This window comes from Dysgonomonas sp. BGC7, from assembly GCF_001261735.1.
Classification (GTDB): Bacteria; Bacteroidota; Bacteroidia; order Bacteroidales; family Dysgonomonadaceae; genus Dysgonomonas.
The window spans coordinates 377,554-389,347 of record NZ_CVRP01000007.1 but is presented as its reverse complement, the minus strand read 5'-3'; the positions used below and the strand labels follow the sequence as shown (position 1 = coordinate 389,347).

At 35.5% G+C, this 11,794-nt stretch carries 12 protein-coding genes; 8 read left to right on the top strand and 4 right to left on the bottom strand.

Going from position 1 to position 11,794, the window contains the following annotated elements; all coding sequences use genetic code 11:
- Positions 1–15 precede the first annotated feature (15 nt).
- Positions 16–693 carry a 16S rRNA (cytidine(1402)-2'-O)-methyltransferase gene (gene rsmI, locus BGC7_RS06950; RefSeq protein ID WP_050700837.1) on the top strand — a complete coding sequence of 226 codons (678 nt, stop codon included), beginning with the start codon at positions 16–18 and terminating at the stop codon, positions 691–693.
- 46 nt (positions 694–739) lie between these two features.
- Entirely contained in the window at positions 740–1,612 is an 873-nt protein-coding gene (locus tag BGC7_RS06945; RefSeq protein WP_050700836.1) for a Cbp1 family collagen-binding glycoprotein adhesin, read from the top strand.
- A 65-nt stretch (positions 1,613–1,677) separates the two neighbouring features.
- On the opposite strand, the gene BGC7_RS06940 is transcribed toward BGC7_RS06945, so the two are convergent.
- From BGC7_RS06940 to mtaB, 4 genes are all read right to left on the bottom strand, one after another.
- Positions 1,678–2,304, bottom strand: a complete 627-nt coding sequence (locus BGC7_RS06940; protein ID WP_050700835.1) for a DUF4294 domain-containing protein — start codon at positions 2,302–2,304, stop codon at positions 1,678–1,680.
- 81 nt (positions 2,305–2,385) lie between these two features.
- A complete protein-coding gene (locus BGC7_RS06935; RefSeq protein ID WP_050700834.1) occupies positions 2,386–3,414 on the bottom strand; it encodes a glycosyltransferase family 2 protein in 1,029 nt (342 codons plus the stop codon).
- Positions 3,411–4,322 (bottom strand): lysophospholipid acyltransferase family protein, encoded by a 912-nt coding sequence (locus BGC7_RS06930; protein WP_050700833.1) that lies wholly within the window; start codon positions 4,320–4,322, stop codon positions 3,411–3,413. The genes BGC7_RS06935 and BGC7_RS06930 overlap by 4 nt, the downstream gene beginning before the upstream one ends.
- 2 nt (positions 4,323–4,324) lie before the next feature.
- Entirely contained in the window at positions 4,325–5,635 is a 1,311-nt protein-coding gene (mtaB, locus tag BGC7_RS06925) for a tRNA (N(6)-L-threonylcarbamoyladenosine(37)-C(2))-methylthiotransferase MtaB (protein WP_050700832.1), read from the bottom strand.
- A gap of 176 nt (positions 5,636–5,811) precedes the next feature.
- Here mtaB and BGC7_RS06920 point away from each other — a divergent pair, with 176 nt between their 5' ends.
- The 6 genes from BGC7_RS06920 to BGC7_RS06895 all read left to right on the top strand — a co-directional run bounded on the left by BGC7_RS06920 (position 5,812) and on the right by BGC7_RS06895 (position 11,788).
- Positions 5,812–7,479 (top strand): AMP-binding protein, encoded by a 1,668-nt coding sequence (locus BGC7_RS06920; RefSeq protein WP_050700831.1) that lies wholly within the window; start codon positions 5,812–5,814, stop codon positions 7,477–7,479.
- A 174-nt stretch (positions 7,480–7,653) separates the two neighbouring features.
- A complete protein-coding gene (locus BGC7_RS06915) occupies positions 7,654–7,875 on the top strand; it encodes a hypothetical protein (protein ID WP_050700830.1) in 222 nt (73 codons plus the stop codon).
- 151 nt (positions 7,876–8,026) lie between these two features.
- The gene (locus BGC7_RS06910) at positions 8,027–8,887 is read left to right on the top strand and encodes an ABC transporter permease (protein WP_050700829.1); all 861 of its coding nucleotides are present in this window, start codon (positions 8,027–8,029) and stop codon (positions 8,885–8,887) included.
- An 18-nt stretch (positions 8,888–8,905) separates the two neighbouring features.
- Positions 8,906–10,171, top strand: coding sequence for an ABC transporter ATP-binding protein (locus tag BGC7_RS06905; protein WP_050700828.1), 1,266 nt, complete (start codon positions 8,906–8,908; stop codon positions 10,169–10,171).
- 4 nt (positions 10,172–10,175) lie between these two features.
- Positions 10,176–10,874, top strand: a complete 699-nt coding sequence (locus BGC7_RS06900; protein WP_185112954.1) for a class I SAM-dependent methyltransferase — start codon at positions 10,176–10,178, stop codon at positions 10,872–10,874.
- On the top strand, positions 10,871–11,788 hold the full coding sequence (locus BGC7_RS06895) for a hypothetical protein (RefSeq protein ID WP_050700826.1): 918 nt from the start codon (positions 10,871–10,873) through the stop codon (positions 11,786–11,788). The genes BGC7_RS06900 and BGC7_RS06895 overlap by 4 nt, the downstream gene beginning before the upstream one ends.
- Positions 11,789–11,794: the final 6 nt, after the last annotated feature.

The window sequence follows — 11,794 nt, the reverse complement described above, 5'->3', positions numbered from 1 at the left end:
TCTGAAAGAAAGGAAATGGGGAAGCTGCATATTATACCTACACCTGTTGGTAACTTAGAAGACATGACTTTCAGAGCCGTACGTCTCCTAAAAGAAGCCGGACTAATATTAGCTGAGGATACTCGGACTACAGGTATTTTACTCAAACATTTCGAGATTCAGAACAAAATGCAGTCTTATCATAAGTTCAATGAACATAAGGCTATTGCTCACATAATAGATCGTCTCAGCCATACTGAAGAAAATATAGCTTTGGTTTCGGATGCCGGTACACCCGGTATTTCTGATCCGGGTTTTCTTATTGTACGTGAATGTGTAAAAGCCGGAATAGAAGTAGAATGCCTACCGGGAGCTACTGCATTTGTACCTGCTTTAGTAGCTTCGGGTATACCTTCCGATCGCTTTTGCTTCGAAGGATTCCTTCCTCAAAAAAAAGGACGCATGACACGTCTTAAGATATTAGCAGAAGAGCCACGAACTATTGTATTTTACGAATCGCCTCACAGGGTATTGAAAACCCTTACACAGTTAACAGAGTATATGGGAGAAGATAGGTATGCCGCCACTTGTCGCGAGATATCTAAAATGTATGAAGAAACCCGTAGAGGCACGCTAAAAGAATTGGTATCTCATTTTTCTGTGAACGAACCAAGAGGAGAATTTGTTATAGTAGTATCAGGAAAAAATGATTGATTATAAATATAATAGATAATAAAACTAATAAGTTAAACATTTGAATATGAAAAAACTAATGGTAAGTTGCTTATGCCTATTTGCATTAGCATCATGTAATGTAAAAAACTCAGATGAATATAAGGCTTTGCAGGCCGAAAGAGATTCTTTGGCTCAGATAAACACTCAAAGTAACGATGAGCTCGCGGAAACCAACAGCCTTATAAGTGAAATAGAAGATAATTTCAGACAAATAAGAGAGGCTGAAAAATATCTGGCTATAGAATCAAAGAACAAAGGTGAAATGTCTAACGACACAAAAACCAGAGTGAAAGACAATTTTGAAATGATCAATGAGATTTTGAAGAAAAACAAAGCCGATATCGATAAACTGAATCAACGTTTGAAAAATAATTCGGGGCAGATGGCTACTTTCAAAAAAACAATTGAAAACCTAAATGCAGAGTTAACAGAAAGAGCCAATACTATAACTGAGTTACAAAGCTCTCTTGCAACACGCGACGCACAAATTGCCGCTTTGCAAACTGATGTACAATCTTTGTCTGAGAACGTAGAATCTCTTGCAACACAGACAGCAGAACAGTCTTCGAAGATTAAATCTCAAGACAAGGAGTTGAATACAGCTTACTATATTTTTGGCACATCTAAAGAATTGAAGGAAGCTAAAGTTGTAACAGGCGGGTTTTTAGCATCGTCTAAGATACTGAATGAAGGTATAGAAAAAAGTAAATTTATCAAAATAGATATCCGTGATGCACACAGCATACCAGTATATGATAAAAAAGCAAAATTACTATCAGACCATCCAAAAGACAGTTACAATCTGGATAAGGATGCTAGTGGTAAGATTATTATTAAAATAACAGATTACAAAAGATTCTGGAGTTTAACTAAGTTCTTAGTTGTTGAAGTAGGATAAATTGCATATATAAAATATAAAAAGCNNGCTTTTTATATTTTATATATTTTTCTATATGTTACTTATTATTTAAATGAGTGATAATTTACAGAATAGTAGTAATCGACCGTTCCATCTTCTATCTGTAATACGATGGCTTCTATAGCGGCATCTTTTCCATGAGGATCATATTCTGCTTTCAGACTATTACCAAAAAGACTGGCAAAAGCATTATAAACACCTGCTTTAAAACTTCCCACAAGAGCTTTAACAATATTATATGAAGCCGTGTTACATTCTCTATCTATCAACTTAATAAGAATTTTACCTTGACTTTTAGTCATTTTCTTCATTTGAGGCTTATATTCAGCCATCATATACTTCTGAACATCTTCGAGATATTTTTGTTTCTCCTTCTCAGTACTAAAGGTCCCCATATACTCATAGGTCTCTATAATAGATGAAGCTATCATACGGGCATACGGATATGTTTTCTTCACATCTCTTACCAATTTAGAGTACTCCTGTCTTTCTTTATTACTTCTGAATTTTAGAGGAGCAAAAATATGAACCGGCCTTAGAGCATATATGGGAACTGTATCCCCTTCATATATCATCGCCATGTCAATATATGTCTTAGGCTTCTCTTCCTGCGCTTTGATAGTAGCGGAAAACAGAAGTATAATACAAATAAGAAACACTGACCTTTTCATATACTAGCCAAAATTGAGTCTTCAAATATACAAGAAAATATAATATGTAAATATAATTTAGTATTAATTATGGAAGATACTCTAAATGAACCGATTCAAAGAAGAAAACAGCTTCATTCGTCGTAAATGATAAGCAGCAAGAATACTTTTGGAATAAATTGTTCGTGGAACGGCAATAGTAGTTTTTCTCAGATTCTCTTGTCTTACTTCTCTATATGCTTTTCTATTGTTATAGAAATCCCTGTGAGCCCTTATAATTTCCTTTGCATTTGCATACTTTCCGGTAAGGGTGAATTGAATAGCTGCTATATAGTCTAAGAGCAAACGGATTATCATTATACGTTTAAGCGTATCTTGCGGCAGATTTTTATAGAGCATCAGCAAATTGTTCCTAAAATTGAGGTAGGTCTTTCTCGGGCTTTCCTTCTTCAAAGTCGCTGCGCCCACATGATAAACGACCGATGACGGAACACAGACAATTCGTTTTCCTCTACATCCGAGCCTCCAACATAAATCTATCTCTTCCATATGAGCAAAAAATGTCGCATCGAAACCACCTGCTGCGAAGTATTCTCGAGATCGTATCACAAGACATGCTCCGGATGCCCAAAGCACATCTATCACCTCATCGTATTGTCCTCTATCTTCTTCTAGTGTCTGAAAAATACGTCCTCGACAAAAAGGATATCCATACTTATCCAGATACCCTCCCCCGGCTCCGGCATATTCAAAAAACGTTTTGTTTCGCTGTGCTAATATTTTAGGTTGAGCAGCTACTACCTGTTCATTCCGATCCAAGAAATCAATTATAGGCAACAGCCAATTATCCGTAACCTCTACGTCAGAATTAAGGATGACAAAATACTCGGCATTCACCTCTTTCAAAGCCCTGTTATACCCCTCTGCAAAGCCATAATTTTCAGGTAAAGCAACAATCTTTATTTGTGGATACTCACTTTGAAGAAAAGCAACAGAGTCGTCCGAAGACCCATTGTCAGCAACAACCAATTCGACTTCGGGCAACGTAGAAAACTTTACAACAGAAGGAAGGAACTCTTTTAATAACTTCTTCCCGTTCCAGTTCAAAATAACAACAGCAACTTTTTTCATTTTCTGTGGGCTTGTTCTACTTCTTCTCGTGTTCTTTTCCACCTCTTATGTGTCCATAGCCAATATGCAGGATTGCGTAAGATTGTTTTTTCCATAGCCCTTATATACGTCTCCGTAATGGTAAACTCAGGTTCGTCGGCAGGCTTATCTGTAATATATCTCACTGTTGCCCGATAATATCCGCGCTTCAATTTTTCAATATCAAGATAAGTTACGGCAAAACCTGTTTGTTTTGCAATACGTTCGACTCCTGTAAAAACCGGAGTATCTTGATTTAGAAACTCTGTCCAATAATGAATATTTTGAACCGAAGGTGTTTGATCGGCCATAAAACCTATCAGCACTTGTGTTTTACTCCTTCTTAAATTAACTATAGAGCGCAATGTATTCTGCTTGGGAATTCCTAACGACCCGAATCGACTGCGTATTTTCAAGAAGATATCATCCACAGCTTTATTTCTCAACGGCTTATAAATCTGACCGAGTATTACTCCTGAATATTTCCCATTGAAATTTAAAGAAATAGAAGGTACCCATTCCCAATTGCCGTAATGTCCAAGAAACATAAGAGCTGAATTACCATCTTTCATCAGATCTTTTACTATATCTATATTTTCAAACTGCATGCGCTTTTGCATTTCTTCATCCGAAATATGTAGCAGTTTTATAGTTTCTACAAAGTAATCGCAAAAGTGATGGTAGAATTCTTTTTCTATAGTCAAAAGTTCCTTATCTGTTTTCTTAGGAAAGCTATTTCTAAGATTCTCTTTAACAACCCTCAGACGATATCGACCAATCTTATAGACTAAAACATAAAGAAGATCTGACAGTATATACAATACACTAAATGGAAGAAGTGCATGTAAATACATCCAACCATAAATTATATAATACAATACTTTATTCATACTTAACCTTCTATTAGTGCGGTTTCGACCTGATTAAATTCTCCCAGAACTATAGTTTTTACCTGATTTGCTTTACTCTCGTGAAAAGATGTTTCAACTTTTACATAGTTTTCAGTAAATCCATACATTTTATCGTCATGTTGCGCATGTTCGAACAAAACCTTACGTGGCTTGCCTTGCTGAGACTGATAAAATCTATGAAGTTTTTCGTCAGACAAGTCAAGTAAAATTTTACTACGAGCATGTTTTGTCTTTGCATCCACTTCATGTTCTATTTTCAAAGCCTGTGTATTAGGACGCTCCGAATAGGTAAAAACATGCAATTGAGAAAAATCAAGCCCCTCAAGAAACAATCTGGCTTCTTCAAAATACTCGTCAGTCTCACCTCTTGTTCCTACAATTACATCTACTCCAATGAATGCGTCGGGAAGTATTGTTTTTATTTTTTCCACCTTATGTCTGAATAACGCTGTATCATATCGGCGACGCATTAATTTCAACACTGTATCCGACCCTGACTGTAAAGGAATATGAAAGTGAGGAGCAAAACGTTTCGATTGTGCCACAAATTCAATAATTTCATCCGTTAGTAAGTTGGGCTCGATAGACGATATACGATAGCGTTCTATTCCCTCTACTTCGTCCAGAGCTTTTATAAGATCAAAAAAAGTTTCGCTGGTCGTCCTCCCAAAATCCCCTATATTTACTCCGGTCAGCACGATCTCCTTCCCTCCTCTCTCTGCCACTTCACGGGCTTGCTTCACCAAGCTCTCTATAGTGCCATTTCTACTACGACCTCTGGCAAACGGAATGGTACAGAAAGAACAAAAATAATCACAGCCATCTTGCACTTTCAAAAAGTAGCGGGTTCGGTCGTCCTGCGAACAAGAAGGAACAAACGACCTAATGTGATTTGTCTTAGTCGTGTGGATAACTCCCTTGTCTTTTTTCTTCAATTCATCTAGATAAGCAGTAATATCAAGTTTTTGCTCCGATCCCAATACAATATCTACCCCATCTATACCAGCTATATCTTCGGGCTTCAATTGAGCATAACATCCTGTAACAATAACATATGCTCCAGGATTGTCTTTTATCATCTTTCGGACAGCCTGTCTACATTTCTTATCTGCAAACTCTGTCACAGAACAGGTATTTATAATGCAAATATCAGCCGACTCACCATCTCTGGCTTTACGAACACCAACCTGAGAAAGTTGCTTACCTATGGCAGAGGTTTCTGCAAAATTGAGTTTACACCCTAGAGTAAGATAAGCTGCTTTTTTATTTTCAAATATCAAATTATCTATCATTGTATACGAACATACTAAATAAGTAATAATAAACTAAATACATTTTACTCTTAAAGTAATAAAAAAAGTAAAGGGTACAAAATTACACAATTACCCGAACTTTAGAATAAAAATACTTGCAGATTCTGCTCATAGTTTCTATTTTTGCACAATTCTACCTAAAATGAGCAATATTTATGATTGATAAAAATCTAATCGAATTATATGAAAACAGTTTCAAATACAACTGGGACTTAAAAGGATTATCTGATTATTCAGAAAAAACAACTTTATACTATAAAGATCTGGCACGGGAGATAGCCCGTATCCATATACTATTAAACGAAGCACAAGTACAAAAAGGAGATAAAATAGCACTGATCGGAAAAAATAATATTCCATGGTGCATAGTTTATCTGGCGGTTATTACATACGGAGGGGTTATTGTACCCATACTTCAAGACTTTCATGCTGATAGCATACAACATATTATCAATCATTCCGAGTCGAAACTTTTGTTTACAAGCACCAGTATCTGGGAGTCTCTCGACGAAGACCACCTACCGGAAATAAGAGGCGCTTTCTCTGTCAATGATCTTCAACTGACCAGCCTATATGAAAAGAAGGGAGAGAAGCTTTCTCTTATAATCGACTCTTTGGATGATAAAATGAATAAAAAATATCCAAACGGATTTAGTCCGGAAGATATCAAATATACCAAAGTAGATAATTCCGAATTGGTACTGATAAACTACACCTCAGGAACTACGGGCTTTAGTAAAGGAGTAATGTTATCTGCCAACAATCTTGCAGGAAACGTAACTCACGCACACTATCTACAGTTACTATTCAGAGGACAAAACATTGTATCTTTTCTCCCTTTGGCACATGCCTATGGTTGCGCATTCGAATTTCTATATTCGCTTACCGAAGGCTCTCATACAACATTGTTAGGAAAAGCCCCATCACCCAAAATACTGGCTGAAGCTTTTGCTGAAATAAAACCTAACCTGATTATATCTGTACCTCTGGTTATAGAAAAAATATATAAAAAAGCTATTCTTCCCAAAATAGAAAAGCCTGCTATTAAAATGGCATTAAAAATACCTATTGTAAGAGATCAGATATATGCAAAAATAAGGAAAGGAATGATGGAAGCTCTTGGTGGAAGCTTTCACGAAGTTATAATAGGAGGTGCCGCTTTAAACAGAGAGGTGGAAGCATTTTTATATAAAATAAAATTTCCTTTTACTGTTGGATATGGAATGACAGAATGTGCTCCACTTATATCATATGACCACAACTACGATTTTGTTCCAACCTCATGTGGAAAAATACTTGACAATATTATGGAGGTAAGAATAGACTCGGAAGATCCTTACAACACTGTAGGTGAAATACAGGTTCGGGGCGAAAATGTAATGATGGGATATTACAAAAACGAGGAAGCGACAAAAGCCGCCTTTACCGAAGATGGATGGCTAAGAACCGGAGACTTGGGAACTATAGATGTCAACAACCGTATATTTATAAGAGGTCGCAGCAAAACAATGCTATTGGGCCCTAGCGGACAAAACATCTTCCCAGAAGAAATAGAAGCTCGCTTAAACAACCTTCCTTTTGTACTCGAAAGTCTTATAGTAGAGAGAAACGGTAAACTGGTAGCTCTAGCCCACCCTGACTATGAAACGATGGATGCTGCCCATGTAGATCATGATATGCTACCTGCTATAATGGAACAAAACAGGCAAAATTTGAATAAAATGCTTGCATCGTACGAAAACATCGCCTCTATCCAAATATATCCGAGTGAATTTGAGAAAACTCCTAAAAAAAGCATAAAAAGATATCTATATGATAATTAAACAATTACATGGAAAAAGCTGCAAATTTTGACTAATAAAAATATTATTCTAAAAAAAACACTAAAAAAAACATAATTGTGTTATACAACATCTGAATAATATATATATCTTTGCATCGTGTTATCTGAAATAACTCAAAAACATTTACCGTTTAAGTTTTAATAGAAAAGAAAAATGAAAAAATTAGTTTTATTTGCTGTTGCTGTTGTTGCAATTTCTTTGGCTTCTTGTGGAGATAACAAAGCTAAATTAGAAGCTGAACAAAAAAGAATCCAAGATTCTATCGCTGCTGTAGAAGCTGAAGCTGCTGCTCAAGCTGCTGCTGCTCAAGCTACTGCTGATTCTATCGCAAAAATAGCTGCTGACTCTATCGCTGCTCTTTCTGAGAAGAAATAATCTTAGCTAACAGCTTAGGAAAAAATTGCAACCTATATGAGGCTTCTCATATAGGTTTTTTTGCATCGTTACAATTTTTAAACAAAAAAAATCAGCAAAAATAGCTATCTTTGCAGATTGAAATAGAGCACAAACATGTAATCATAAATAAATGGAAGCAGACAAAGAGCACTGGGACATTGTAATTAAACCGAGAGGAAGCAACTTTTCATTAAATATAAAGGAAGTCTGGAAATATCGGGACTTAGTAAGAATGTATGTCCATCGCGATATTGTAACAGCCTATAAACAAACTATCTTAGGCCCAATATGGTATGTGATTCAACCCTTATTTACTGCATTTATGTATATGTTCGTATTTGGAGGAATCGCAAAAATATCTACAGACGGATTACCTCAGATTCTTTTTTACTTATCAAATATATTGTGCTGGAGTTATTTTAGTGAATGCTTAGGAAGGGCTTCAGGAACATTTGCTGCAAATGCGGGTGTATTTAGCAAAGTTTACTTTCCTCGTTTGGTAGTTCCAATTTCCGGAGTGATATCAAACTTATTAAAGTTTGCTATCCAATTGGGCTTATTCTTAATCGTATATATTTATTTCTATGCGAAGGGAGCTAATATACAGCCCAACATTCATATTCTTTTGTTTCCTCTGTTAGTATTTATGTCGGCAGGACTTGGTTTTGGATTTGGAATAATAATATCTTCTATGACTACCAAGTACAGAGATCTGGCTATATTATTCGGTTTCGTAACACAGTTATGGATGTACGCTACTCCAATAATATATCCACTATCGGCAATACCTGCAAAAGCAAGTGCCTTTAAATGGATAATAGAATTAAATCCAATGACACCAATAGTGGAAACAATGCGATATGCGTTTCTGGGACAAGGAGTATTTTCATGGTATTCGATTGGATATTCTTTAATTGTAACAATTGTTATTATGATTATAGGCACTTGGACATTTAATAAAATGGAACGTAGTTTTATAGATATAGTATAAATAAAGAAGAAAAGATAAATGTCAGATATTGCAATAAAATTCGACAATATTTCGAAACAATACCGTTTGGGGCTTGTTGGCACAGGTACTATAAGCCACGATATTAATAGATGGTGGCATACTGTGAGGGGAAAGGAAGACCCATATTTGCGTGTAGGAGAAGTAAATGACAGATCGACAAAAGCAATAGGTGAGTATGTTTGGGCTCTAAGAGATATATCTTTCGAGGTGAAACAAGGGGAAGTTTTAGGCATTATTGGAAAAAATGGTGCAGGAAAATCGACTCTACTCAAAATATTATCACGGGTTACGACACCAACCACAGGTACGATTAAAGCCAAAGGACGCATTGCATCTCTACTTGAAGTGGGAACAGGCTTCCATCCGGAGTTAACCGGAAGGGAAAACATATATATGAACGGATCTATCATGGGGATGACTAAATCTGAGATAACAAGTAAGCTCGATGAAATAGTTGATTTTGCAGGAATAGAAAAATATATCGACACACCCGCAAAACGGTACTCTTCAGGTATGACCGTTCGTTTGGGATTTGCCATAGCCGCTCATCTCGAACCCGAAATATTGGTAGTTGACGAAGTACTTGCTGTAGGCGATGCTGAATTTCAGAAGAAAGCAATCGGCAAGATGCAAGACGTAGCACAAGGAGAAGGTCGTACAGTGCTGTTTGTAAGCCATAATATGGGAGCAGTGAAGGCTCTCTGTACACAATGTCTACTACTAAAAGACGGATCTGTAGCTTTGACTGGAAATACTGACACTGTTATAAATCACTATTCAACAATTTCTAACAATAATATATCTGAGCATTTAGATGAATGGATGCTCTCGTCGTGTGGTCGACTAAAATTAAGAACTCCATATTTTTTGAATGAACAAGGGATTCCATCTGAGATTTTCTCACAAGGAGAAAACATCAATGTGGTATTCGAGTTTGAAATGTTAGAACCTCTAAAAAAGATTGTTGTTGGTGTCGCACTAAATGATATGCAAGACTCAAGAGTATTAACAACTCACTCTATAGATGACAACAACTTTGCACCAACACCAGACCAATTAAGAGGCAAAGTAAAAATTATGGCTTCACTAAAAACACAATATTTGGCACCTAAGAGTTATCAAATATTTTTCGGAGTAAGAGATGAAGCTAACAACAATATTATAAAGAGTAAAAACCCTTTGTTAATCAATATTGATCCCAGTAGGAAACTGGACGGCAATGACGGAATATTGGTTAATGCAGGAAATTGGCAAATATTATAGAGGCATGGATAAAATAAAATACTCTTTTCATAACAATCGAAGAATAGACAGATTGCTGAACAAAATGCATTTGACCTTTATCCTAAAGATAAAAGACAAATACAAAACGAGTCAGAATATAAAAAAGAATAAAAAGAAGGCCTATCGAATGTTGGAAATTGGGCCAGGTCTGAATCGTATAAAAGACTTTGAGACTTTGAATATTATAGATGGAAGAGATGTAGATTATATACATGATCTGACAAAGAAGCTCCCTTTTGAGGATAACTCTTTTGATATAATTTATGCCAGTCATGTATTAGAACATGTACCCTGGCATCTTCAAAAAGAAATATTTAATGAATTACACCGTATCCTTAAGGCAGGAGGAACATTGGAGATATGGGTTCCGGATGGATGGAAGATCATTAAAAATGTGTATGATTATGAGGTTAACAATATAGATAATATTCATTTGGATGGATGGTATCGTTTTAATGAAGAAAAGGATGTTATAATATGGGCAAATGGCCGTATTTTCACCTATGGAGATGGTAGTGGTAATATATATCATCCTAATTGGCATAAAACGATTTATACTCCTAAATTCCTATATTCATTATTTGATAAAACAGGCTTTAAGCATATAGAGCAAATGTCTAACGAGGAAGTTAGAGGTTATGATCATGGTTGGATTAACTTGGGTATAAAAGGTACAAAATGAATTATCGAAATATAAGTCAACTAAACGAAGCTATTTTAAAAAATATTGACAAGGTTCCGTTTGACATTGATTTGGTTGTAGGAATTCCGCGTAGTGGTATAATTCCAGGAAGTCTGATTGCTCTATACCGCAATATTCCTTATGTCAATTTAGGAGAATTTGAGTCAGGAATAATGTTTGCTGGCGGAGAAAGATTAAAAAATTATAATGCTGATAGTATAAAAAGGGTCCTTATTATAGATGATTCATTATGGTCTGGTAAAGCTCTATCTAACTGTAAACAAAGAATAGAAAAACTTCCCTATAATTTTAATTATATTTATGGAGTTGTATATGTATTGCCTGAAAGTAAAGATTTAACAGACATATACTTTGAGGAACTGCCCATACCAAGAGTCTTTCAATGGAATCTGTTTCATCACACTCTTATCTCCAATTCCTGTGTAGATATTGATGGTGTATTATGTGTAGATCCCACAAAGGAAGAAAACGATGATGGCGCTCGTTATGAAGATTTTATTTTAAATGCAAGAGCTTTATATACTCCTACAGTAAAAATTAATACCATTGTGTCATGTAGGCTGGAGAAATATAGGGTGCAAACAGAACAATGGCTAGCAGAGCATAATATTGAATATAACAATTTAGTATTACTAGACTTGCCAAACAAAGAGGCTAGAATAAAATGGGGTAAATATGGAGAATATAAAGCGAAAGTATACATACAAAGCTCTTGTTCTTTTTTTATCGAAAGCTCTTTAAAACAAGCTACTACTATTGCAAAAATCACAGGAAAATTAGTATTTTGTACCGAAACATTTGATATAATTTCGATTCCTCATAGCAATTCATATTACATGGTTAATAGAATAAAACAAAAAATAAAGAGTGTCTTCAAAAGGATAACAAGTTAATTACAA